Source organism: Pseudonocardia sp. D17, from assembly GCF_036984265.1.
GTDB classification, from domain to species: Bacteria; Actinomycetota; Actinomycetes; order Mycobacteriales; family Pseudonocardiaceae; genus Pseudonocardia; species Pseudonocardia benzenivorans.
Genome location: NZ_BPRG01000088.1, coordinates 67,659 through 91,072 on the forward strand (window position 1 = coordinate 67,659; position 23,414 = coordinate 91,072).

General features: G+C 73.7%; 22 protein-coding genes. 8 read left to right on the forward strand and 14 right to left on the reverse strand.

The genetic code is table 11. The features are described from left to right. Positions 1-3 precede the first annotated feature (3 nt). Together hisS and PSD17_RS16055 are read right to left on the reverse strand one after the other, a co-directional pair. The gene (gene hisS, locus PSD17_RS16050) at positions 4-1,233 is read right to left on the reverse strand and encodes a histidine--tRNA ligase (RefSeq protein ID WP_339123305.1); all 1,230 of its coding nucleotides are present in this window, start codon (positions 1,231-1,233) and stop codon (positions 4-6) included. Between the two features lie 83 nt (positions 1,234-1,316). Continuing rightward, complete coding sequence (locus PSD17_RS16055) at positions 1,317-2,009, reverse strand: MBL fold metallo-hydrolase (protein ID WP_013675667.1); 693 nt, start codon at positions 2,007-2,009, stop codon at positions 1,317-1,319. 113 nt (positions 2,010-2,122) lie between these two features. Here PSD17_RS16055 and PSD17_RS16060 point away from each other — a divergent pair, with 113 nt between their 5' ends. Further along, positions 2,123-2,923 carry a peptidylprolyl isomerase gene (locus PSD17_RS16060; protein ID WP_013675668.1) on the forward strand — a complete coding sequence of 267 codons (801 nt, stop codon included), beginning with the start codon at positions 2,123-2,125 and terminating at the stop codon, positions 2,921-2,923. A gap of 112 nt (positions 2,924-3,035) precedes the next feature. Here the strand turns inward: PSD17_RS16060 and PSD17_RS16065 are convergent, their stop codons facing one another. From PSD17_RS16065 to polA, 12 genes are all read right to left on the reverse strand, one after another. Further along, entirely contained in the window at positions 3,036-5,501 is a 2,466-nt protein-coding gene (locus tag PSD17_RS16065; RefSeq protein ID WP_013675669.1) for a RelA/SpoT family protein, read from the reverse strand. Between the two features lie 33 nt (positions 5,502-5,534). After that, the gene (locus PSD17_RS16070; protein ID WP_339123306.1) at positions 5,535-6,047 is read right to left on the reverse strand and encodes an adenine phosphoribosyltransferase; all 513 of its coding nucleotides are present in this window, start codon (positions 6,045-6,047) and stop codon (positions 5,535-5,537) included. A gap of 47 nt (positions 6,048-6,094) precedes the next feature. Then, positions 6,095-7,321, reverse strand: a complete 1,227-nt coding sequence (secF, locus tag PSD17_RS16075; protein ID WP_013675671.1) for a protein translocase subunit SecF — start codon at positions 7,319-7,321, stop codon at positions 6,095-6,097. 1 nt (position 7,322) lies between these two features. Beyond that, positions 7,323-9,146, reverse strand: coding sequence for a protein translocase subunit SecD (secD, locus tag PSD17_RS16080; RefSeq protein ID WP_013675672.1), 1,824 nt, complete (start codon positions 9,144-9,146; stop codon positions 7,323-7,325). A 79-nt stretch (positions 9,147-9,225) separates the two neighbouring features. Further along, entirely contained in the window at positions 9,226-9,741 is a 516-nt protein-coding gene (gene yajC / locus PSD17_RS16085) for a preprotein translocase subunit YajC (protein ID WP_013675673.1), read from the reverse strand. 89 nt (positions 9,742-9,830) lie between these two features. Beyond that, on the reverse strand, positions 9,831-10,871 hold the full coding sequence (gene ruvB / locus PSD17_RS16090; protein ID WP_013675674.1) for a Holliday junction branch migration DNA helicase RuvB: 1,041 nt from the start codon (positions 10,869-10,871) through the stop codon (positions 9,831-9,833). Between the two features lie 25 nt (positions 10,872-10,896). Further along, positions 10,897-11,496 (reverse strand): Holliday junction branch migration protein RuvA, encoded by a 600-nt coding sequence (gene ruvA, locus PSD17_RS16095; protein WP_013675675.1) that lies wholly within the window; start codon positions 11,494-11,496, stop codon positions 10,897-10,899. Then, positions 11,493-12,059 carry a crossover junction endodeoxyribonuclease RuvC gene (ruvC, locus tag PSD17_RS16100; RefSeq protein WP_103383183.1) on the reverse strand — a complete coding sequence of 189 codons (567 nt, stop codon included), beginning with the start codon at positions 12,057-12,059 and terminating at the stop codon, positions 11,493-11,495. The genes ruvA and ruvC overlap by 4 nt, the downstream gene beginning before the upstream one ends. Positions 12,060-12,183: 124 nt before the next feature. After that, a complete protein-coding gene (locus tag PSD17_RS16105) occupies positions 12,184-12,576 on the reverse strand; it encodes a VOC family protein (protein WP_339123270.1) in 393 nt (130 codons plus the stop codon). 107 nt (positions 12,577-12,683) lie between these two features. After that, positions 12,684-13,238 carry a hypothetical protein gene (locus tag PSD17_RS16110; RefSeq protein ID WP_339123272.1) on the reverse strand — a complete coding sequence of 185 codons (555 nt, stop codon included), beginning with the start codon at positions 13,236-13,238 and terminating at the stop codon, positions 12,684-12,686. Continuing rightward, on the reverse strand, positions 13,235-13,792 hold the full coding sequence (locus PSD17_RS16115; RefSeq protein WP_339123273.1) for a hypothetical protein: 558 nt from the start codon (positions 13,790-13,792) through the stop codon (positions 13,235-13,237). Before PSD17_RS16115 ends, PSD17_RS16110 begins: the two co-directional genes overlap by 4 nt. A gap of 89 nt (positions 13,793-13,881) precedes the next feature. Next, positions 13,882-16,701 (reverse strand): DNA polymerase I, encoded by a 2,820-nt coding sequence (gene polA / locus PSD17_RS16120; protein ID WP_339123275.1) that lies wholly within the window; start codon positions 16,699-16,701, stop codon positions 13,882-13,884. A 253-nt stretch (positions 16,702-16,954) separates the two neighbouring features. Between polA and PSD17_RS16125 the strand changes: the two genes are divergently transcribed. The 7 genes from PSD17_RS16125 to PSD17_RS16155 are packed head-to-tail and all read left to right on the forward strand — an operon-like array spanning position 16,955 to position 23,351. Continuing rightward, the gene (locus PSD17_RS16125; RefSeq protein ID WP_013675680.1) at positions 16,955-17,530 is read left to right on the forward strand and encodes a TerD family protein; all 576 of its coding nucleotides are present in this window, start codon (positions 16,955-16,957) and stop codon (positions 17,528-17,530) included. Positions 17,531-17,538: 8 nt separating this feature from the next. Further along, entirely contained in the window at positions 17,539-18,240 is a 702-nt protein-coding gene (locus tag PSD17_RS16130; RefSeq protein WP_339123277.1) for a TerD family protein, read from the forward strand. Between the two features lie 58 nt (positions 18,241-18,298). Then, positions 18,299-19,477 (forward strand): HpcH/HpaI aldolase/citrate lyase family protein, encoded by a 1,179-nt coding sequence (locus PSD17_RS16135; RefSeq protein WP_339123279.1) that lies wholly within the window; start codon positions 18,299-18,301, stop codon positions 19,475-19,477. Next, positions 19,474-20,859, forward strand: a complete 1,386-nt coding sequence (locus tag PSD17_RS16140; RefSeq protein WP_339123280.1) for a phosphoribosyltransferase family protein — start codon at positions 19,474-19,476, stop codon at positions 20,857-20,859. Before PSD17_RS16135 ends, PSD17_RS16140 begins: the two co-directional genes overlap by 4 nt. Continuing rightward, positions 20,856-22,007 (forward strand): cysteine protease StiP family protein, encoded by a 1,152-nt coding sequence (locus PSD17_RS16145; protein ID WP_103384398.1) that lies wholly within the window; start codon positions 20,856-20,858, stop codon positions 22,005-22,007. Before PSD17_RS16140 ends, PSD17_RS16145 begins: the two co-directional genes overlap by 4 nt. After that, complete coding sequence (locus PSD17_RS16150; protein WP_339123282.1) at positions 22,004-22,858, forward strand: HAD family hydrolase; 855 nt, start codon at positions 22,004-22,006, stop codon at positions 22,856-22,858. Before PSD17_RS16145 ends, PSD17_RS16150 begins: the two co-directional genes overlap by 4 nt. A 37-nt stretch (positions 22,859-22,895) precedes the next feature. Further along, positions 22,896-23,351 (forward strand): tellurite resistance TerB family protein, encoded by a 456-nt coding sequence (locus PSD17_RS16155; RefSeq protein WP_013675684.1) that lies wholly within the window; start codon positions 22,896-22,898, stop codon positions 23,349-23,351. Positions 23,352-23,414: the final 63 nt, after the last annotated feature.

The following is a 23,414-nucleotide window of genomic DNA, read 5'->3' on the forward strand; positions in this document are numbered from 1 at the left end:
CAGTCAGCCGTGGACGCGGCCGGCGACCGTCTCCACCACCGCGTCGAGTGCGACGGCGTCCTGGTCGCCGGAGCCGAGGTCCTTGACCCCGATGGTGCCGGCCTCGATGTCGCGCTCGCCGAGGACCAGCGCGAACCGGGCGCCGGACCGGTCGGCCGCCTTCATCGACCCCTTGAGGCCGCGGCCGCCGTAGGCGAGGTCGACCCGCACGCCGGCGGCCCGCAGCTTCGCCGCGACGACGACGAGCCGGTCGCGCGCGGCGTCGCCCAGCGGCACGCAGAAGACGTCGACGCGGGGCGCGTCGTCGATCGCGATGCCCTCGGCCCGGCACGCCAGCAGGGTGCGGTCGACGCCGATCCCGAACCCGACGCCCGAGAGCGGCTGCCCGCCCAGCACCTCCATCAGCCCGTCGTAGCGGCCGCCGCCGCCGATGCCGGACTGCGCGCCGAGGCCGTCGTGGACGAACTCGAACGTCGTCTTCGTGTAGTAGTCCAGCCCGCGGACCATCCGGGGGTTCTCGACGTAGGCCACGCCGAGGTCGTCGAGGTGGCGCTTGACCGCCGCGTGGTGCGCGGCCGAGGCCTCGGAGAGGTGGTCGACGAGCAGCGGCGCGTCCGCGAGCAGCGCCCGCACCTCGGGACGCTTGTCGTCGAGCACGCGCAGCGGGTTGATCGCCGCGCGGTGCCGGGTCGCCTCGTCGAGCGGCAACCCGGCGAGGAACTCCTGCAGGCGCTCCCGGTACGCCGGGCGGCAGTCGGCGTCGCCCAGCGACGTCAGCTCCAGGCGGTAGCCGGTGAGCCCGAGCGAGCGGAAGCCCTCGTCGGCGACGGCGATCACCTCGGCGTCCAGCGCCGGGTCGTCGACGCCGATCGCCTCGACGCCGACCTGCTGCAGCTGCCGGTAGCGTCCGGCCTGCGGGCGCTCGTAGCGGAAGAACGGCCCGGCGTAGCGCAGCTTGACCGGCAGCCCGCCGCGGTCGAGGCCGTGCTCGATCACGGCCCGCACGACGCCCGCGGTCCCCTCGGGCCGCAGCGTCACCGACCGCTCGCCCCGGTCGGCGAAGGAGTACATCTCCTTGCTGACGACGTCGGTCGACTCCCCCACGCCGCGGGCGTAGAGGCCGGTGTCCTCGAAGACCGGCAGCTCGATGTGGCCGTAGCCGGCCCGGTCCGCGGCGGCGACCAGCGCGTCGCGGACCCGGACGAAGCCGTCGGCGGGCAGGTACTCCGGGATGCCCTTCGGCGCGGCGAAGGGTTGGGCGCGGCCCGTTCCCGGCGTGGTCCCGGTCGACGTCCCCGAGCCCGTGTCCGTCGCGCTCACAGTCCCCTCCGTGCGGGCGGCTGCTCGCCCAGATCCTGCAGGAACGGGTTGCTCGCCCGCTCCCGGCCGATGGTGGTCGCCGGGCCGTGGCCGGGCAGCACGAACCCGGAGTCGTCGCGCACGAGCAGCTTGTCGCGCACGCTGGCCAGCAGCTGGCGGTGCGAGCCGCCCGGCAGGTCGGTGCGGCCGACCGACCCGGCGAAGAGGGTGTCGCCCGCGAGGATGACCTCGGTCCCGTCGTCGGACGGCGTGGTGAAGACGACCGAGCCCGGCGTGTGGCCCGGGGTGTGGTCGACGCGCAGGGTCAGCCCGGCGAGCTGCAGGTCGGACCCGTCGGCGAGCAGCTCCACCGAGCGCGGCTCGCGCAGCTCCAGCCGGCCGCCGAAGAACGCGGCGGACTCCGCCGAGATGCCCTTCAGCGGGTCGGCGAGCAGCTCCCGGTCGTCGGGGTGGATCCAGGCGGGGATGTCGTTGCCGTCGCACACCGGCGCGACGCTGAACGTGTGGTCGAAGTGCCCGTGGGTGAGCAGCACCGCGACCGGCGTCAACCGGTGTTCGGCGAGCAGTTCCTCGAGCGGTTCGACCGCGTCCTGTCCGGGGTCGACGACGATGCACGCCTCCCCCGCCTCACGGGCGAGGACGTAGCAGTTGGTCTGGAACGACCCGGCGGGAAAGCCTGCGACGAGCACACGAGCAGCCTAGACGCGCCCACCCAGGTTCCTCTCAGGCACGGTGGATAGGCTCGCCGCCGCCGGCAGCGCCCGCTGGGCGCCGGTTGCCGAGGACAGGAGGATGCACCGCGGTGGCGACCAACCAGATGCGACGCGAGGCGGCCAAGCGCAAGCTCGCCAGCCAGCAGCAGCGGCGGGCCGAACAGGCACGCCGACGCAAGCGGGTCGCGACGATCACCACCGCCGCGGTCGTCGTCGTCGTGGTCGTCGGCGTGGTGCTGCTGACCACGATCGGCTCCGGCGGCGGCTCGGGCAACCAGGCGGCGGCACCCACGACGGCCTGCAGCTACCCCACCGAGACCGGTGCGGCCAAGCCCAACAACCCCCCGTCGACCGACGACGTCCCCGACACCGGCACCGTCGGCGTCGCGCTGACCACGTCGGCCGGGCCCATCGGGCTGACCCTGGACCGCGCCGAGGCGCGCTGCACCGTCAACAGCTTCGTGAGCCTGGTGAACCAGAAGTACTTCGACGACACGATCTGCCACCGGCTCACCACCGGTGAGGGGCTGAAGGTCCTGCAGTGCGGCGACCCGACCGGCACCGGCACCGGCGGCCCCGGCTACACCATCCCCGACGAGCCGCCGACGAAGCTGGCGCCCGCGCCGGGCGGGAGCGGATCGGTCATCTACCCGCGCGGCACGGTCGCGATGGCGAAGACGTCGGCCCCGAACTCGGGCGGCAGCCAGTTCTTCCTCGTCTACGGCGATTCGACGCTGCCGCCGGACTACACGGTCTTCGGCACCGTCGACGCGGCCGGCCTCGCGACCCTGGACAAGATCGCCGCGGGCGGCGAGGACGACTCCAACGGGACCGGCGACGGCAAGCCGAAGACCGAGGTCCGCATCCAGACCGCGACGCTCACCTCCTGACCGTCACACCCTGACCGTCGGCTCCCGATCGGCGGCTCCCGATCGTCGACGGGCCACCGGGCCCGGTCCGCCCTCCGCGGACCGGGCCCGGTGTCGTCGCGGGCCGAGCCGCTCAGCCGGCCGACGTCACCCGGTACACGTCGTAGACGCCCTCGACGTTGCGCACCGTGCGCAGCAGGTGGCCGAGGTGCTTCGGGTCGCCCATCTCGAAGCTGAACCGCGACACCGCGACGCGGTCGCGCGAGGTCGTCACCGACGCCGAGAGGATGTTCACCCGCTCGTCGGCGAGCACCTTGGTGACGTCGGAGAGCAGCCGGTGCCGGTCGAGCGCCTCGACCTGGATGGCGACGAGGAACACCGACCCCGGCGACACGGACCACGCGACGTCGACCAGGCGTTCCTGGCGGCTCTGCAGGTCGTGGGCGTTGGTGCAGTCGGTGCGGTGCACGCTGATGCCGCCGCCGCGGGTGACGAACCCGAGGATGTCGTCGCCCGGCACCGGGGTGCAGCAGCGCGCCAGCTTGGTGTACATGTCGCCCGCCGAGGTGCCGTCGGGGTTGACGACGGTGACCCCCGCGTCGCCGGTGGGCCTGCGCTGCCGGACGGTCGACGGGGTGGCCCGCTCGGCGAGCTCCTCCTCCGCGTCCTCCATGCCGCCGAGCAGCGCCACCAGCCGTTGGACGACGTGGCGGGCGCTCGCGTGGCCCTCCCCGACCGCGGCGTAGAGCCCCGACAGGTCCGGGTAGTGCAGCTCGCGGGCGAGCGCGGCCATCGAGTCCGGCGAGGCGAGCCGCTGCAACGGCATGCCGGTGCGGCGCGCCTCCCGGGTGATGGCGTCCTTGCCCGCCTCGATGGCCTCCTCGCGGCGTTCCTTCGCGAACCAGTGCTTGATCTTTGTCTTGGCCCGCGGCGACGCGACGAACTGCAGCCAGTCGCGGCTCGGGCCCGCCCCCTCGGCCTTGGACGTGAAGATCTCGACGACGTCGCCGGACTCCAGCGTCCGCTCCAGCGCGACCAGCCGGCCGTTGACCCGGGAGCCGATGCAGCGGTTGCCGACCTCGGTGTGCACGGCGTAGGCCAGGTCGACCGGCGTCGAGCCCGTCGGCAGCGTGACGACGTCGCCCTTCGGGGTGAAGACGAAGATCTCCTGCGAGGCGAGGTCGAACCGAAGCGACTCCAGGAAATCGCCGGGGTCGGCGGCCTCCCGCTGCCAGTCGAGCAGCTGGCGCATCCACGACATCTCGTCGATCTCGACGGTGCCGGCCGTGGCCGCGTGGGACCCCCTGCTCTCCTTGTAGCGCCAGTGCGCCGCGATCCCGAACTCCGCGGTGCGGTGCATCTCGCGGGTCCGGATCTGCACCTCGAGCGGCTTCCCGTCCGGGCCGATCACGGTGGTGTGCAGCGACTGGTAGACACCGAAGCGCGGCTGGGCGATGTAGTCCTTGAACCGGCCGGGCATCGGCTGCCACAGCGCGTGCACCATGCCCATCGCCGCGTAGCAGTCGCGGACCTCGTCGACGAGGACCCGGACCCCGACGAGGTCGTGGATGTCGTCGAAGTCGCGGCCCTTGACGATCATCTTGCGGTAGATCGAGTAGTAGTGCTTGGGCCGGCCCTCGACCGTCGCCGTGATGCGTGCGCCCTCGAGCTGCTGCATCACCTCGTCGATGACCTGCTTGAGGTAGGTGTCGCGCGACGGCGCCCTGGTGGCGACGAGGCGCACGATCTCCTCGTACTTCTTGGGGTGCAGGATCGCGAACGACAGGTCCTCGAGCTCCCACTTGACCGTGGCCATGCCGAGGCGGTGCGCCAGCGGGGCCATCACCTCGAGGGTCTCGCGGGCCTTCTTGGCCTGCTTCTCCGGCGGCAGGAAGCGCATCGTGCGCATGTTGTGCAGCCGGTCGGACAGCTTGATGACGAGCACCCGCGGGTCGCGGGCCATGGCGACGACCATCTTGCGGATCGTCTCGGCCTCGGCCGCGGTGCCGAACTCGACCTTGTCGAGCTTCGTCACGCCGTCGACCAGGTGCGCGACCTCGTCGCCGAAGTCGGTGCGCAGCCGCTCCAGCGAGTAGTCGGTGTCCTCGACGGTGTCGTGCAGCAGGGCCGCGACCAGCGTCGTCGTGTCCATACCGAGCTCGGCCAGGATCGTCGCGACGGCGAGCGGGTGGGTGATGTACGGGTCGCCCGACTTGCGCTTCTGGTGGGCGTGCTTGGCCTCGGCGACGTCGTACGCGCGCTGCAGCAGCCCCAGGTCGGCGTTGGGGTGCAGCGTGCGGTGCACGGTGGCCAACGGCTCGAGCACCGGCTTGACGATCGCGACCCGCTGCGGGGTCATCCGCCGGGCGATCCGCGCCCGCACGCGACGCGTCGCCGACGGCTTCGTCACCGCGGTGCCTGTCGGCGCGGGGTTCGACGGCGCGGGGTTCGACGGCGCGGGGCTCGACCGCCCGGTGCTCGACGGCGCGGGGCCCGTCGGCGCAGTGTTCGCCGCCGAGTTCGTCGCCGCCCTGGCGGCCGCCGTGCCGGGGCCCTCCGGACCGGGCACGGGCGGCGCCGCCGGCTGCAGATCCGTCATGCGCGCTCCACCTCCGGAAGGATAACCCTGCCGCTAGTACGTGAGCAGCGAGTGCACCGCGACGTCGCCGACGAGCCGGTCGCGGCCGCCGAGCGCGCGCAGCTCCACGAGCGCGCCGAAGCCGGTGACCTCCGCACCCACGTCGCGCAGCAGCGCGCAGGCCGCGCCGGCGGTCCCGCCGGTGGCCAGCACGTCGTCGACGACGAACACCCGGTTCCCGGACGTGACGACGCCCTCGGGGAGCTCGAGGGTGGCCTCGCCGTACTCCAGGGCGTAGCGCCGGCTGGCCGCGACGCGGGGCAGCTTGCCCGCCTTGCGGACCGGTACGACACCGACGCCCGCGACGACGGCGACCGCCGAGCCGATGAGGAACCCGCGCGCCTCGACGCCCGCCACGATGTCGGCCTCGCCGACCAGCGCGGCCAGCTCGGTCGCCACGACGGTGAAGGCCTCGGCGTCGGCGAGGACGGGCGTGATGTCGCGGAACAGCACACCCGGCTCCGGGAAGTCGGGCACGTCGCGGACCAGCGCCGCGACCGGCGCCATCCGCTCCGCGGTCTCGGGGTCCAGGCCGGCGACGGCGTCGAGCGCGGTCACCGGCGACGCTTCCCGCTCGGGCGTGCCGACTTGCCCGTCGGCCGCGCGCCCGAACGCTGCGGTTGCCGGCGCGGGTTCCGGTCGGGGGTCGACGCCGCCGCGGCCACCGCCCGCTCACGGCGCAGCTCGCGGCCGAGCGTCTCGTCGTCGACGAGGTCGGGCTCGTCGTCGTCGAACGTCCCGGCGCCGCGCTGCGCGGCCGCCGCCCGCGCCCGCCGTGCGGCGACGCGCTCGGCCTGCTTGCGGAACCGCGGATCGCGCATCTTGAGGTCGACGAGCAGCGGCGTGGCCAGGGCCAGCGACGACAGCGCGCCGGCGACGATGCCGACGAGCTGGACGAGTGCCAGGTCGGCGAGGGTGCCGACGCCGAGCAGCCCGACGCCGACGACGAGCAGCCCCAGCACCGGCAGCACCGCGATCAGCGAGGTGTTGATCGAGCGCATCAGCGTCTGGTTCAGCGCGAGGTTGGCCGCCTCGCCGTAGGTCCGCCGGGTCAGCCCGAGCAGACCGCGGGTGTTCTCCCGGACCTTGTCGAACACGACGACCGTGTCGTAGAGCGAGAAGCCGAGGATCGTGAGCAGGCCGATGACGGTCGCCGGGCTCACCTCGAAACCGACGATCGAGTAGATGCCCGCCGTGACGACGACGTCGTGCAGCAGCGCGACGAGCGCCGCGATCGCCATCGACCGTTCGAAGTAGAACGCGAGGAAGATCGTCACGAGCACGAGGAACACGGCGAGCGCGATGATCGCCTGCCGGGTGATCTGGCCACCCCAGGTGCCGCTCACGTCGCTGTCGCTGATCACCTGCTGGGAGGGCTGACCGTCGGGCCCCAGCGGCTGGAGCTCCTGGAAGAGCGCCTGCTTGAGCGCGGCGGTCTGGCCCACGTCCAGCGGCTCGGACCGGAGCTGGATCGTCTCCGACGCACCGGTCCCCGCCGACTGCACCGACGCCGCCGGGATGCCGACGCTCTTCTCGTAGACCTGGCTGACCTGGGTCGTCGTGATCTGGCCCTGGGCGCCGGCCGCGGGGAACTGGATCTGGGTGCCGCCGGTGAAGTCGATCCCGAGGTTGAAGCCCCGGAAGATGATCGAGACCAGGCACACGAGCACGAGCGCGCCGAAGAACGCGTACCAGATCTTGCGCTTGCCGACGATGTCGAACGCGCCGGTGCCGGTGTAGAGCCCGGAGAACTTGCCGGGCCGCGTCGTGGTGGCCGCCATGTCAGGCCCCCTTCCCGGCCGTCGCGGCCGCCCGTCGCCGTTGCGCGCCGATCGCCGCGACGCTCCCCAGCCCGGAGAGCTTCGGGCTGGAGAACACGCGGGAGTTCGACGCCAGCGCCACCAGCGGGTGCGTCACCAGGAACACGACGATCAGGTCGAGCACCGTCGACATGCCGAGGGTGAACGCGAAGCCCTTCACCTGGCCGACGGCCAGGATGTAGAGCACCGCGGACGCGAGGAAGCTGACCGCGTCGGCCGACAGGATCGTGCGCCGGGCCCGGACCCAGCCGCGCGGGACCGCCGCCCGGAACGAACGGCCCTCCCGCATCTCGTCCTTGAGCCGTTCGAAGAAGATGACGAACGAGTCGGCCGTGATCCCGATCGCGACGATGAAGCCCGCGACGCCGGCGAGGTCGAGCGTGAGCCCGACCCAACGCCCGAGCAGCACCAGGACGGCGTAGACGACGACCCCGGACAGGGCCAGCGACAGGATCGTCAGGACGCCGAGCACGCGGTAGTAGAACAGGCAGTAGACGAACACCAGCGCCAGCCCGATCGCGCCGGCGATGAGCCCGGCCTCCAGCGAGGCGAGCCCCAGCGTCGCCGACACCGTCTGCGCCTGCGACGACTCGAACGACAGCGGCAGCGAGCCGTAGCGCAGCACGCCGGCCAGCTGTTGCGCGCTCTGCTGGTTGAAGTTCCCGGAGACCTGCGTGACGCCGTAGAGCGCGCTCTGGATCGTCGGCGCCGACACGACCTGACCGTCGAGCACGAAGGCCGCCTGCTGACCGATGTGCTGGGCGGTGTAGTTGCCCCACGCCGTCGAGCCCGCGCTCTTGAACGACAGGTTGACGACGTAGTCGAGACCCTGCTGGTTCTGGCCGGCCTGCGCGTTGTCGATCTGGGTGCCCTCGACGATCGTCGGGCCCAGCACGTACTTGGTGACCCCGTCCTGGCCGCACGTGACGAGCGGCTGGTCGGGCAGGTCGTAGCCGCGCAGCGGGTCGTCGGCGCAGTTCAGCGTCGCGAGACCCTGCAGCTGGGTGGTGGGGTCGCTGCTCTGCCGGACCTGGCGCGCCTGCGTGACCTCCGCGGCCAGCGTCGGGTCGCTCGGCGAGGACGCCGTCGCGTCGCCCGCGGGCGGCGGGGTCTGCGCCCCGGTCGGCGGGGTCTGCTCACCGGTCGGCGGGGGCGTCGGGGTCGGGGTCTGCGCCGGGACCGAGTACGCGGCCGGTGCGATGCGCCCGGCCGACGTGCCCATGCCCTGCGGCTGCGTCCCGGTGCCACCGGTCGCCGGGGCACCGCCCGTCCCGGTTCCCCCGGCGGGCGGGGTGCCCGGCGTGGCCGAGCCCGGCTGGCCGCCCGCACCCGGCTGCCCGCCCTGCTGCGCCTGCTGCTGCGCCGCGGCGTAGATGTCGCACGGGGTGTTGCCGCCCTGCGACGGCTGGCTCGTGTCGCACACGACGCCGCGGATCCGGAGCTGCGCGGTCTGCCCGAGGGACTTGGCCTGCTCACCCGCGTCGCCCGGGACGGTGATCACGAGGTTGGTGCCGTCGAGCACCACCTGCGCGCCGCTCACGCCGAGCCCGTCGACCCGCTGCTGGATGATCTGCTGCGCCTGCACGAGCTGGTCGCGCGGTGGCTGGCCGCCGTCGGCGGTCCGCGCGCTCAGCGTGACCTGTGTGCCGCCCTGCAGGTCGATGCCGAGCTTGGGGGTGGGCTTGCCGTCCCCGGTGAAGAACACCAGGGCGTACAGCACTACGACGATGCCGGCGAAGATCGCCAGGTACCGCCAGGGGCGGATACGCCCCGGGGTCGTTGCCACGTGCAGGTCTCCAGAGGTATCCCGGGACCCCGACCGTCGGGGCCCGGGTGGGCGACCCCGGTGGCCGCCCTGGGGTTCGTCAGTTGCGGGAGCCCGGCGTGCCGCCCGTCTGGGCGTCGTCGTCGGTGGCGCCCGCAGCGCCGTTGGTGCTGCCGTTGGTGCTGCCGTTGCTGCCGGCGGTGCCGCTGCCGGCAGGGGCGCCGGAGTCGGTCCGGCCCGCGGCCGGGTCCTTCTTCTCCAGCGACGGCGGGGTCGACGGCTCCGAGGTCGCGGACGGGATGTCGTCCCCGACGGCCGGGTCACCGGTCAGCGACGAGGCGTCGTCCGGGACCGTGGTGGTGTCGACCTTGTCGCGGACGGCGGCGCGCAGCCACGTCGTGACCACGCCGTCGGCGATCTCCAGGTCGATGGTGTCCTCGTAGGAGGCGTCGACGACGGTGCCGCGGAGACCGGAGGTCGTGGTGACCACGTCGCCCGGCTCCAGCGAGGTCTGCAGCCTCTGCATCTCCTGCATGTTCCGGCGCTGCTTGCGCCCGGACAGGAAGATGGGGATGAACAGCACCAGGATGAGCAGGGGGAAGAGCAGCGTTTCCATGATCTTCTGAGATCTCCGTATCTTCGCAGGTCGGCCCGAGTCTGCCAGCCCCGCGGATCGCGCGACGCCCGACCCTCGACCGCCTCCGTTCAGAACAACGGCTGGGACGTCTGACCGGTGACGTCCGGAGGAGGGGTCACACCCAGATGGCCCCATGCCGCGGCGGTCGCGACCCGGCCCCTCGGAGTGCGGGCCAGCATGCCTGCGCGCACCAGGTACGGCTCGCAGACCTCCTCGACGGTACCGGGTTCCTCGCCCACTGCCACGGCCAGCGTCGATACACCCACCGGACCGCCGCCGAACGACTTGACCAGCGCGGACAGCACCGCGCGGTCGAGCCGGTCCAGACCGAGCTCGTCGACGTCGTAGACGGCCAGCGCCTCGCGGGCCACGTCGAGGGTGACGGCGCCGTCCGCGCGGACCTCCGCGAAGTCGCGCACCCGGCGCAGCAGCCGGTTGGCGATGCGGGGCGTGCCCCGGGACCGGCGCGCGATCTCCGCTGCCCCGTCGGGGCGCAGGTCGACCTCGAGGATGGCCGCGGCACGGCGCAGCACCAGCTCCAGCTCGGCCGGCTCGTAGAACTCCATGTGCCCGGTGAACCCGAACCGGTCGCGCAGCGGCCCGGTGAGCGCACCGGCTCGCGTCGTGGCCCCGACCAGCGTGAACGGCGCGATGTCGAGCGGGATGGACGTGGCGCCGGGCCCCTTCCCGACGACGACGTCGACGCGGAAGTCCTCCATCGCGAGGTAGAGCATCTCCTCGGCCGGCCGGGCGATGCGGTGGATCTCGTCGATGAACAGGACGTCGCCGGGCATGAGGTTCGACAGCATCGCCGCGAGGTCGCCCGCGCGTTCGAGCGCGGGCCCCGACGTCAGCCGGATCGCGGCGCCGAGCTCGGCGGCCACGATCATCGACAGGCTCGTCTTCCCCAGCCCCGGCGGGCCGGACAGCAGGATGTGGTCCGGCGGCGTGCCCCGCCGGCGGGCGCCCTCGAGCACCAGCTCGAGCTGCTCGCGCACGCGGGGCTGGCCGATGAACTCCGACAGCCGGCGCGGCCGCAGCGTGCCCTCGACGTCGAGGTCCTCCTCGAGCACCTCGCCGCCCACGTCGCGCAGGTTCTCCTCGCTCACCGAGGTCCCCCCGGGCCTGGGCCCGTCACGTCCGACCCAGGGTCGCCAGTGCCGAGCGCAGCAGCGCCGCGGGCTCGGCGTCCGGGTCGCCCGCGAGGATGCCGTCGACCGCGGCCTCCGCCGGCCGCGCGGTGAACCCGAGCCCGACGAGCGCCTCGACGACCTGGTCGCGGTGGGCGTTGCCGGTGACGAGCGGGCGCACGTCGCCGGCCAGGACCGGAGCGGGCGCGACGACCTTGTCGCGCAGCTCGACGACGAGCCGCTCGGCGCTCTTGCGCCCGACGCCCGGGATGCGGGTCAGCGTCGCGGTGTCGCCGTCGGCCAGGGCGCGGCGCAGCGACTGCGGGTCGAGGACCGCGAGGGTGGCCAGCGCGAGCCGCGGGCCGACGCCGCTGACGGTCTGCAGCAGCACGAACAGCTCGCGTTCCTCGGCGTCGGCGAAGCCGTAGAGGGTGAGCGAGTCCTCGCGGACGACGAGCAGCGTCTCCAGCCGGGCCTCCTGCCCACGCCGGAGCCCGCCGAGGGTCGCGGGCGTGGCGAACACGGCGAAGCCGACCCCGCCCACCTCGACGACGGCGTGGTCGAGGCCGACGGAGAGGACCTCGCCACGGACGCTGGAGATCATCGGGCTCCCTTCGCCGCGGCGGCGAGCCGGGCCTTGTGGTGCCGGGCGAGCTCCGCCGCGCGGGCCTGGGCCTGCGCCATCCTGTCCTGCATCGGGCCGCGCCAGCAGTGGCAGATGGCGAGCGCCAGCGCGTCGGCCGCGTCGGCGGGCCGGGGGGGCGCGTCGAGCCGCAGCAAGCGCGTCACCATCGTGGTGACCTGCGCCTTGTCGGCCCGGCCGGCGCCGGTGACCGAGGCCTTGACCTCGCTGGGCGTGTGGAACGCGACGGGCAGCCCGGCCCGCGCCGCGGCGAGCGCGACGACCCCGCTGGCCTGGGCGGTGCCCATCACGCTGCGGACGTTGTGCTGGCTGAACACGCGCTCGACGGCCACGACGTCGGGCGAGAACGCGGCGATCCACCGGTCCGCCGCGTCGGCGACGGCCAGCAGCCGGGCGGGCAGCGGCGCGTCGGCGGGGGTGCGCACCACGTCGACGGCGACGAACTCGACGCCGCGCCCGCCGGTGGAGTCGACGACCCCGATGCCGCAGCGGGTCAGCCCCGGGTCCACTCCGAGCACCCGCACCCGCACCCTCCGATCGCACGAACAGCCGTTCGAGGCCGAAGGCTACCGGCCGGGCCGTCCGGCTCGTGCGGGGCACGCCGGTGGCGCGTCACGCGGTCGGACCCGGCGGGTCGGGTGCCCCGGATCAGGACCCGGGGTCGGCCTTGTCGTTGACGAACAGCACCCGACCCTCCGGGTCGACGACCTGGATGTAGCTGCCCGAGGGCTCGTGGGTGGGACCGTCGACCTCGATCCCGGCGGCACGCAGCGTCTCGGCGGTGGCGAGCAGGTCGTGGCACGACAGGGTCAGCGTGTACAGCCGGTCGGGCTCGCGGTGGTACGCGCTGGCCGGCGTGAGCACGATGCTCGTCTGCGCGCCCGGCAGCGCCACCTCGACCCAGCGCGCGCCCGGCCACAGCGACCGGTCGACGGTCTTCGCGAAGCCCAGCTTCTCGAAGAAGGCGACCATGACGTCCTGGTTCTCGACGGCCAGCATCGCCCCGGCGATGCGCGCGATGACGGGCGGTCCGACGTCCATGACGATCATCCTGACCGACGTGCGGACGGTGCGCACCCACCCGGCGGGTGAGCGGGCCGGGCACACATCCGGCGTCGTCGCGACGCCGTGCCGCGACGGCGCCGGCGTCACGACGCGGCGAGGCCGCCGAACAGCCGGTTGGACAGGCACGCGCGCAGGTAGGGCACCCCTGCGGTGTAGCCGGAGCCGGGCGCGTCGCCGAGCATCCGGACGGCCAGTCCGTGGTGCGCCGCCTTCCAGCGCTGATGGCCGGCCTCGAGCCTGCCGAGCGCCCGGTCGAGCGCCGCGCGCCCGACGGCGCCGAGAGCCGTGTCGGCCTCGCGGCGGGCATCGGAGAGCGTGTCGACGCCCGCCTCGACCGCGGACCGCACGCGTGGGACACCGGCGAACGCCGCGGAACCCAGGCGCGTCCCGCTCGGCCTGCCGCAGACGGCCTCGAACCGCTTGTACTGCTCGGACTGGATCGCGCTGGCGCCCTCGGTGTGCTCGCGGAAGTCGAGGAAGGCCTCGACGCGCAGCGTCGCGACCAGCCGGAACAGCATCGCCGCCCGGGCGAACACGCGGTCGGCGCGCTCGACGCGGGCGATGGCCTGCTCGGTCCGGCCCGCCCGCAACGCGGCGGTCGCGGCGACCATCTCGTCGGCCAGCGTGGTGAAGATCATCTCGTGTGTCTGCAGGGCATGATGAAGAAGTACTCGTCGTGACGGGTCGACACCGGCAGCACCGACAGGCCGAACCAGGTGGCGAGCCCGGCCGCGGGCAGCTCGGGCAGCGCGACCCCGTCGAGCTGGTCGTCGGCGGTGACCGGGTGGTCGTGGGACGCGGCGACGAAGCGCAGCGCGTGCCGGATCCGCTTGCGCCGCGTCGGCGGGTCGGGCAGGTCCGGGCCGGCCGCGCTCCGCTCGACGCGGACGACGTCGGCCATCAGCAGCGCGGCGAGCCGGTCGGGGGCGAGCCCCGCCGCGGCGCGTACCCGCTCGAGGAGCGGAAGCGCGAGGTAGGTGCGGTTGGAGAAGCGGCACTCGTGGCGGGCGAGGACGCAGCCGAGGTACGCGTCGAGGAACGGATGTCCGGCGCCGTGTCGGCGCCGCAGCTCACCGAGCCGGACCAGCATCGCGACCGGCAGCGCGTGCGTACCGGTCCGCCGCACCTGGGCGGCCACGGCGGTCGCGATCGCCGGAGCGTCCAGCGCGGCGCCGCGCGGGACCATCGGCACCGCGACCGGGCGTATTCGGGCCCGGCGACAACGCAGCCACGGGCCGTCCAGGCGCCGAGACCGCGACGAGTGATCCGTCAGCCGCCCCCTTAGTGCGCCGCGGCGTCCCAGCTCGCGCCGTAGCCGACCGAGACCTCCAGCGGCACCGAGAGCTCGTGCGCGGCGGCCATCTCGCGGCGGACCAGCGCGTCGACCGCGTCCCGCTCACCGTCGGCGACCTCGAGGACCAGCTCGTCGTGCACCTGCAGCAGCATCCTGCTGCGCAGGCCTTCGGCCTGCAGCGCCGCGTGCACGCGCAGCATCGCGACCTTGATGATGTCGGCGGCGCTGCCCTGGATCGGCGCGTTGAGCGCCATCCGCTCGGCCATCTCGCGACGCTGCCGGTTGTCGCTGGTGAGGTCGGGCAGATAGCGCCGCCGGCCGAGCATCGTCGCCGTGTAGCCGTCCTTGCGGGCCACGTCGACGATGCTGCGCAGGTAGTCGCGCACGCCGCCGAAGGTCTCGAAGTAGTCGTCCATCAGCCCGCGCGCCTCCTCGGTGGAGATGCGGAGCTGGCCGGACAGCCCGAACGCCGACAGCCCGTAGGCCAGGCCGTAGTTCATCGCCTTGATCTTGGCGCGCTGCTCGGGAGAGACGTCGGCCGCGTCGACGCCGAACACCTTCGACGCCGTCTCGGAGTGGAAGTCGCGCTGCGACCGGAACGCCTCGATGAGCGCGGCGTCCTCCGAGAGGTGCGCCATGATCCGCATCTCGATCTGGCTGTAGTCGGCCGTCATCAGCTGGGAGAAGCCGTCGCCGACGACGAACGCCGTGCGGATCCGGCGGCCCGCGGCGGTGCGGATCGGGACGTTCTGCAGGTTCGGCTCCGTCGACGACAACCGGCCGGTGGCGGCGATCGTCTGGGAGTACGTCGTGTGGATGCGCCCGTCGGCCGCGATCGACTTGAGCAGCCCGTCGACGGTGACCTTGAGCCGGGTGGCGTCGCGGTGCAGCAGCAGGTGCTGCAGGAACTCGTGCCCGGTCTGCTCGAACAGCCCGGCCAGCGCGTCGGCGTCGGTGGTGTAGCCGGTCTTGGTGCGCTTGGTCTTGGGCATGCCCAGCTCGTCGAACAGCACGACCTGCAGCTGCTTGGGCGAACCGAGGTTGATCTCCTTGCCGATGACGGCGTAGGCGTCCTGCGCCGCCTGCGCGACCTGCCCGGCGAACTCGGCCTCCAGCGACTCCAGGTTCGCCCGGTCGACCGCGATGCCCGCGGCCTCCAGGTCGGCGAGCACGAAGGCCAGCGGCTGCTCCAGCTCGAGCAGCAGCCCGTTCTGCTCCTTCTCCGCCAGCTCGGCCCCCAACGCGTCGGCCAGCTCGGCGACCGCGGACGCGGCCACCATCTCCGCGTCGGCGTGCGCGCGGTCGGCCTCCTCCTCACCGCCGAGCAGCGACAGCTGCCCGTCGGCCGGGGCGCCCTCCATCGCCAGCTCGCGGCGCAGGTAGCGCAGGGCGAGGTCGGCCAGGTCGAACGAGCGCTGACCGGGCTTGGCCAGGTAGGCCGCGAGGGCGGTGTCGCTGGTGAGGCCCGCCAACGTCCAGCCCCGCCCGCGCAGGGCGTGCAGCACGGCCTTCACGTCGTGCGACGCCTTGGGCACCGCCGGGTCGGCCAGCCACTCCCCGAGCGCCGCCTCGTCGTCCGGGGTGAGGCCCCGCACGTCGAGGTAGCCCGCGACGGGCACCCCCGCCAGCGCGCCGTCGGCCCTGGCCTCGACGCTCGGCTCGCCCGCGGCGAGCGCGATGCCGGTGAAGTCGCGCTCGGTGATACCGCCGGTGACGCCGGAGAACGCCACCCCGACGCGGCGGCCGTCGCGCGCGTTCGCGTCGAGCCACGCCCGCACCGACCCCGGGGCGACGACGGTGCCCTGCACCTCGAACCCCGACTCTGCTTCCGGCTCGGCGCTCTGCAGCGTCGAGAACAGGCGTTCGCGCAGGACGCGGAACTCCAGCTCGTCGAACAGCCGGTGCACGGCGTCGCGGTCCCACGGCCGGACCTCGAGATCGGCCGGCGACGCGTCGAGCGTCACGTCGCGCACCAGCTCGGTGAGCTGCCGGTTGAGCAGGACGTTGGCCAGGTTCGCCCGCAGCGCGTCGCCGGCCTTGCCCTTGACCTCGTCGACCCGGTCGGTCAGCTCGGCGAGCGAGCCGAACTCGCGCACCCACTTCGCCGCGGTCTTCTCCCCCACGCCGGGGATCGAGGGCAGGTTGTCGCTCGGGTCGCCGCGCAGTGCCGCGAAGTCGGGATACTGCTCCGGGGTGAGCCCGTAGCGGTTGTCGACCTCCGCCGGGTCGATCCGGCCCAGGTCGGACACCCCGCGCTTGGGGTAGAGCACCGTCACGTTGTCGGTGACGAGCTGGAACGCGTCGCGGTCACCGGTGGTGATGAGCACCTGGAACCCGTCGGCCTCGGCCTGGGTGGTCAGCGTCGCGATGATGTCGTCGGCCTCGTAGCCCTCGACGGCGAACACCGGGATGTTCAGCGCGCCGAGCACCTCCTTGATCAGGTCGACCTGGCCGCGGAAGTCGTCCGGCGTCGTCGTCCGGTTCGCCTTGTAGTCGGCGTAGCGCTCGGAGCGGAACGTCCTGCGCGAGACGTCGAACGCGACCGCGAGGTGGGTCGGCTGCTCGTCGCGCAGCAGGTTGATCAGCATCGAGGTGAAGCCGTAGACCGCGTTGGTGGTCTGCCCCGTGCCGGTGCGGAAGTTCTCCGCGGGCAGGGCGAAGAACGCCCGGTAGGCCAACGAGTGCCCGTCGAGCAGGAGCAGCCGCCTGCCGCCCGCGGGCACGGGGGTGGCGGCGGACGTCGCTGTCGTGGACACGGTCGACGACGCGGCCGGCTTCTTCGCGGTGGTTCCTGTGGCGGGGCTCATCGCGCGCGAGTCTATGACCGGGCACCGACGGTTCCGCGCGCGCGTTCGCACGCCCGCCCGCACGGTCCCGCCCGCCGCGCCCGCCGTGGCCCCACGACGAGTTCGGCCGATCCGGAACCATCTGCGACGCCCGTTCGTTCCGATCATACGAACTGCACGGTTGCTGGCGTTTTGTCCTGTTCAGCCGCTGTTCGGTGACACCGCATCACCTCTCTCGGACCAATCACGGACCTCGACAGATTCGGAGCACGACGTGAGCGTCAGCCTCACCAAGGGTGGAAACGTCAGTCTGACCAAGGAGGCCCCGGGCCTCAGCAACGTCGTCGTCGGCCTCGGGTGGGACGTGCGCACCACCACCGGCACCGAGTTCGACCTGGACGCCTCGGCGATCGCCGTGGGTGCCGACGGCAAGGTCCTGTCGGACAAGCACTTCGTCTTCTTCAACAACCTCACGAGCCCCGACGGCGCCATCGAGCACACCGGCGACAACCTCACCGGCGAGGGCGAGGGCGACGACGAGCAGGTCAAGGTCAACCTGGCCGGGCTGGGCGCGGAGGTCGACAAGGTCGTCTTCCCGGTCAGCATCTACGACGCCGACTCCCGCGCGCAGAGCTTCGGCCAGGTGCGCAACGCGTTCATCCGCGTCGTCAACGCCGCCGACCAGAAGGAGCTCGCCCGCTACGACCTCACCGAGGACGCCTCGACCGAGACGGCGATGGTCTTCGGCGAGCTGTACCGCAACGGGTCGGACTGGAAGTTCCGCGCGGTGGGCCAGGGCTACGCGTCGGGTCTCGCGGGCATCGCCCGCGACTTCGGCGTCAACGTCTGAGGCCCACGGTGGCGATCGACTACACCAAGCGCCCCAAGCCCCCTGCCCCGGCGACGCCCCCCACCGCGGCGCCCGCCGGGAACGGCGGCGGGGTGTCCCTGTCGAAGGTCACGCTCACCAAGGCGCAGCCGAGCGTCTCGCTCAGCAAACGCGGCGCCACCGGCGGGCAGCTGCGGGTCAACCTGCAGTGGAGCACCGGCGCGCAGCCGGTGAAGCGGGGGCTGTTCAGCCGCGGCGGCTCCGGGGCCATCGACCTCGACCTCGCCTGCCTGTGGGAGTTCACCGACGGCAGCAAGGGCGTCGTGCAGGCGCTCGGCAACGCGTTCCAGGCGCCGACGCACGGCGTCCCGATCATCAGCCTCGACGGCGACGACCGTTCCGGCTCGGTCGCGGGCGGCGAGAACATGCGGATCGACCTCGCGCGCGTCGCCGAGATCCGCCGGATCCTGGTGTTCACCTTCATCTACGAGGGCGTGCCCAACTGGGCCAGCGCCGACGGGGTCGTCACGCTCTACCCGGCGACGGGCCCGGAGATCGAGGTCCGGCTCGACGAGCCCGACCCGCAGGCCCGCACGTGCGTCATCGCGATGCTGGAGAACCGCGGCGGCGACCTCGTCGTCCAGCGCGAGATGAACTACATCCGCGGCGGCCAGTCCGACGTCGACCAGGCCTACGGGTGGGGCATGCAGTGGGCGCGCGGCCGCAAGTGACGGCACCCCGTCCGCGCGGGGCGGCCGGCGCGGCGGCGCTCTCCCCGAGAGGCGGGCCGTGCGCCACTTCGGCTCGCTGACCGCCTCCGACGCGGCGACGCTGTTCGAGCGGCCACCGGAGGAGTTCGACCGCGACAGCGGCCGCGAGCTCCTGTCGGTGGCCCTCGGCGCCACCCTCTACATGCCGGGCGACCGGCCCGCCCTGGCCGCCGACATCGCCAAGCAGGCGACGGCCGGGGTGACCTCGGTCGTCGTCTGCCTGGAGGACGCCGTGCCCGACGACCGGGTCGCCGAGGCCGAGGACATCGTCGTCGCGACGCTGCGCGACCTGCACACGTGCCGGCCGAGCGACCTGCCGCTGCTGTTCGTGCGTGTCCGCACGCCCGAGCAGATCCCGGCGCTGGTCGACCGGCTCGGCCCGGCGGTCGCGCTGCTCGACGGGTTCGTCCTGCCCAAGTTCACCGCAGCGGGCGGCATCGCGTACCTCGCCGCGCTCGACGACGCCGAACGCCGCCGGGCCGACGACCTGCGGGGCACCCGGCTGCTGGCGATGCCCGTCATCGAGTCCGGCGCGGTCCTGTACTCCGAGACGCGTGTCGACGAGCTCGCCCGGCTCGGCGCGGTCCTGAACCGGGAGCGGGAGCGCGTGCTCGCCGTCCGGCTCGGTGCCACCGACCTCTGCGCGCTGTACGGGCTGCGCCGCACCGCCGACTTCTCGATCTACGACGTGAAGGTCGTCGGCGACCTCATCGCCGACGTCGTCAACGTGCTGGGCCGCGTCGACGGCAGCGGGTTCACCGTCACCGGTCCGGTGTGGGAGTACTACGGCCACGCCGAGCGGCTGTTCAAGCCGCAGCTGCGGCGCACACCGTTCGAGGAGCACGACGAGGCGGAGCTGCGCGGCCGGCTCGTGTCCCGCGCGATCGACGGCCTGATCCGGGAGGTGCAGCTCGACCGGGCCAACGGGCTCGTCGGCAAGACCGCGATCCACCCGAGCCACGTCGCGATCATCAACGCGATGTCGGTCGTGTCGTCGGAGGAGTACCACGACGCGCTCGACATCGCAGGCACCGCCCGCCCGGGCGGGGTGATGGCGTCGGGGAGCGGCGACCGGATGAACGAGATCCGCCCCCACACCGCCTGGGCCCGGCGGACCCTGTTGCGCGCCAGGGTGTTCGGGGTGGCCGCGCCGGACGTGTCGTTCGTCGACCTGCTCGCGTCGAGCCTGTCGCGGTGACCTCGCTCGTACCGCGGTCCGGCGTCGTCGACCGGATGGGCGTCCGGGTGGACGACGCCGGTGGACCCGGCGACGCCGACCCTGCCGTCCTGCTCGGGATCGCGTTGCGGCGCAACCCCCGCCGGGCACAGCTGCTGGTGTCGCGGGTGCTCGGCAAGCACGTCCCGACCGACCCGCGGCTCGTCCGCGGCGCCGGGCTGCTGCTGGGCGGGCGGGTCGCCGACGCCCTCGACGGCGTCCCGGCGCGGCCGCTGCCGGTCGCCGACCTGCACGCCGCCGTCGACGGTGACCGGGCGGCCGCGACCCGGCTGCATTCCGGTGCCGAGCCGGGCGCGGTCGCCCGTGCGGGCCGGCTCGCCCGCGACGTCCTGGTGCTGAGCTTCGCCGAGACCGCGACGGGGCTGGGGCACTGCGTCGCCGAGGCGCTGCACGCCGACCACCTGCACTCGACGCGCCGACAGGTCCCGGGCCACGTCGCGGCGGGCGGGTTCACCGAGGAGCACTCGCACGCCACCGACCACATGCTGCTGCCCGGTGACCCCGACCTGCTGCGCGACGGGCGGCCGCTGGTCCTCGTCGACGACGAGCTGTCGACGGGCCGCACGGCGCTCAACACGATCGCGGCCCTGCACCGGATCGCGCCGCGTCCCCGCTACGTCCTCGCCGCGCTGGTCGACTCCCGGCCCGACCCGCGCGCGCTCGTCGACGCCGTCGCCGGGCTGGGGGCGCGGCTCGACGTCGTGTCGCTCGCCCGCGCGACGGTCACCCTGCCTGCCGACCTGGCCGACCGCGCCGCGCGGCTGCGGGCCGCGCTCGGCGGCGAGCCGGCCGCGCCGCCCGGAACCGGGACACCTGCGGCCGGGACACCCGTGGCCGGGCACGTCCGGCTCGACGTGCTCGGCTGGCCCGCGGGGCTGCCCGTCGGCGGGCGGCACGGCTTCCGTGGGGCCGACCACGACCGGCTCGGCACGGCCCTGCCCGCCATGGCTGGACGGCTCGCCGCGGCAACCGGCCTCCGCCGCGAGGAGCGGCTGCTCGTCCTCGGCACCGAGGAGCTGATGGCGCTGCCGCTGCGGCTGGCCCAGACAGTGGCCGACGCCGGCCACGACGTCGCCTTCTCCACCACCACTCGCTCCCCCGCCGTCGTCGTCGACGAGGCGGGGTACGCCCTGACCAGCGGGATCACCTTCCCCGCGCACGACGACCCGGCCGACGGCCCGGGCCCCCGGTTCGCCTACAACCTCGGCCGCGCGGGCGACCGGCCGTGGGACCACGTCCTCGTCGTCGTCGACCCGCCCGCCGACGGTGTCGGGCTGCGCACCGGTCTGCTCGCCGCGCTGGCGCCCCACAGCACCCGGATCACGGTGGTGACGACGCCATGACGCCCGATCCGCTGCGCGGCCCGTCGTTCGGCAGCTACGCGCCCGACGAGGTCGGCTGGTTGCTCACCGACCTCTCGCACGTCGCGCTCGAGGCACCGACGGAGGAGCGCGAGGAGGCCGTGCAGCGCGGCGGCGCCCACTACGCCGAGTCGCTGCCGCAGGAGTTCCAGCCCGACCCCGCGTACCTGGCGCTGTACCGGCGCGCGCTCGACGACACCGCCGTCCGGCTGGCCACCGCCGTGGCCACGGTCACCGAGCTCGTACTGGCCGAGCGCGGGCCCGGGGTCACCCTCGCGTCACTGGCCCGCGCCGGGACCCCCGTCGGGATCCTGATGCGGCGCTGGGCCCGGCACGCCCACGGGCTCGACCTCCCGCACTACGCCGTGTCGATCGTGCGCGGCCGCGGCATCGACACGGCCGCGCTGCGCCACCTCGCCGCGCACCACGACCCGGCCCGCGTCGTGTTCGTCGACGGCTGGACCGGCAAGGGCGCCATCACCGGCGAGCTCGCCGCGGCGCTCGCCGCCCACGCCCGCGACACCGGCGTCCGGTTCTCCGACGACCTCGCCGTCCTCGCCGATCCCGGGCACTGCGTGCGCACCTTCGGCACCCGCCAGGACTGGCTCGTCGCCTCGGCCTGCCTGAACTCGACGGTCTCCGGTCTGGTCTCGCGGACGGTGCTCAACCCGCGGCTGCTGCAGCCAGGCAGGTACCACGGCGCGAAGTTCTACGCCGGACTCGCCGGCGCCGACGTCTCCGCGCACTTCCTCGACACCGTCTCGGCGGAGTTCCCCCGGGTCCGCGCGGTGCGCCCGCCGGCGGACAGGGCACCGGACCCCGGCGTCGCGGCGCAGGTCGCGCGCATCGGTGCCCGCTACGGCGTCGACGACGTCACGCTCGTCAAACCGGGCGTCGGGGAGACCACGCGGGTGCTGCTGCGGCGGGTGCCGTGGCGGGTACTCGTCCGTGCCGAGGCGCCGCCCGGCGACGTCGCCCACGTCGTCCACCTCGCCCAGGGCCGCGGCGTGCCGGTCGAGGAGGTGCCCGACCTGCCCTACAGCTGCATCGGGCTGATCCATCCCCGGTACACCCGCGGCGCCACCGGGGCCGACGGCACGGCGGTGCGTGTCGGAGTGAGCACACCGTGACCCGGCCGCGTCCCGTCGTCTGCCTGGACCTCGACCGCACGATCATCTACTCCGCGGCGGCACTGCGGCTCGATGCGGCCCGCACCTCCGGTCCCGCGCTGTGCTGCGTCGAGACCTACGACGGTGCGCCGTCGTCGTTCATGACCGAACGGGCGGCGACGACCCTCGTGCGGTTGGCCGAGGTCGCCCACGTCGTCCCGGTGACCACCCGGACCCGTGCCCAGCTGGCCCGGGTCCGGCTGGCGGGCCCGCCGCCGGGCCTCGCGGTCGCCGGCAACGGCGGGCACCTGCTCGTCGACGGCGAACCCGACCCGCGGTGGGCGGCCCTCGTGCGGAGCCGGCTCGCCGGGGTCGCGCCGCTCGCCGAGGTCACGGCGCGCATCGGGCCGGGCGGCGGGTTCCTGCGGAGCGTGCGCGCCGCCGACGGGCTGTTCGTCTACGCGGTCGTCGACCGCGCCGCGCTGCCCGCGGGCTGGGTCGAGGACCTGGCCGGCTGGTGCGAGCCCCGCGGCTGGCGGGTGTCGCTGCAGGGCCGCAAGGTCTACGCCGTCCCGCATCCGCTCACGAAGTCGGCCGCGGCCGCGGAGGTGCGCGCCCGCTGCGGTGGTGGTCCGCTGTTCGCGGCGGGCGACTCGCTGCTCGACGCCGACCTGCTCGAGCACGCCGACGCCGCGATCCGGCCGGCGCACGGCGAGCTCGCCGCCGCCGGCTGGACCCGCCCGCACGTCGCCGTGACCACGCGCCACGGGGGTGCGGCGGGCGAGCAGGTGCTCGCGGCCGCCCTCGCGTGGGCCTCGGCGGCCCGCGCACCCGATCCGTCCCTGTTCACCAGGACGACGACGGGCGCCTGACGCGCCCGTCACACACACCGAGGAGAGGACACCGTTCATGGCGTTGTGGGACCAGCTCAAGGAACGAGCGGCCGACATGTCCGCGACCGCGAAGACCCAGGTCGGGAAGTTCAAGAACAAGGACTTCGCGAACGCGAGCATGGCCGTCTGCGCGCTCATCGCCGCCGCCGACGGCACGATCACCTCCGACGAGAAGGCGAAGACCGCGGGCTTCATCACCAGCAACGACGTCCTGTCGATCTTCCCGGCGGGCGAGCTGCAGGAGCGGTTCACCCACTACGCCGGCAAGCTCGAGGCCGACTACGACTTCGGCAAGGTCGAGGCCATCCAGGCCATCTCGAAGCTGAAGGGCAAGCCCGACGCGGCACGGGCCGTCATCCAGGTCGGCATCATCATCGGCGGTGCCGACGGCGACTTCGACGAGGACGAGAAGCGCGCCGTCCGCGAGGCGTGCAACGCCGTGGGCATCGCGCCCACCGAGTTCGACCTGTAACCCGCACGACCCGCGCACACGGCCCGCGACCGGTGGACGTCCGACCGACGTCCACCGGTCGCG

Coding starts and splice junctions, on each gene's coding strand:
- PSD17_RS16065 (WP_013675669.1), bottom strand. CDS start 5,501: ATGACGGATCTGCAGCCGGCGGCGCCGCCCGTGCCCGGTCCGGAGGGC.
- PSD17_RS16070 (WP_339123306.1), bottom strand. CDS start 6,047: ATGGCGCCGGTCGCGGCGCTGGTCCGCGACGTGCCCGACTTCCCGGAG.
- secF (WP_013675671.1), bottom strand. CDS start 7,321: ATGGCGGCCACCACGACGCGGCCCGGCAAGTTCTCCGGGCTCTACACC.
- yajC (WP_013675673.1), bottom strand. CDS start 9,741: ATGGAAACGCTGCTCTTCCCCCTGCTCATCCTGGTGCTGTTCATCCCC.
- ruvA (WP_013675675.1), bottom strand. CDS start 11,496: ATGATCTCCAGCGTCCGTGGCGAGGTCCTCTCCGTCGGCCTCGACCAC.
- PSD17_RS16105 (WP_339123270.1), bottom strand. CDS start 12,576: ATGGACGTCGGACCGCCCGTCATCGCGCGCATCGCCGGGGCGATGCTG.
- PSD17_RS16110 (WP_339123272.1), bottom strand. CDS start 13,238: ATGATCTTCACCACGCTGGCCGACGAGATGGTCGCCGCGACCGCCGCG.
- polA (WP_339123275.1), bottom strand. CDS start 16,701: ATGAGCCCCGCCACAGGAACCACCGCGAAGAAGCCGGCCGCGTCGTCG.
- PSD17_RS16145 (WP_103384398.1), top strand. CDS start 20,856: ATGACGCCCGATCCGCTGCGCGGCCCGTCGTTCGGCAGCTACGCGCCC.
- PSD17_RS16155 (WP_013675684.1), top strand. CDS start 22,896: ATGGCGTTGTGGGACCAGCTCAAGGAACGAGCGGCCGACATGTCCGCG.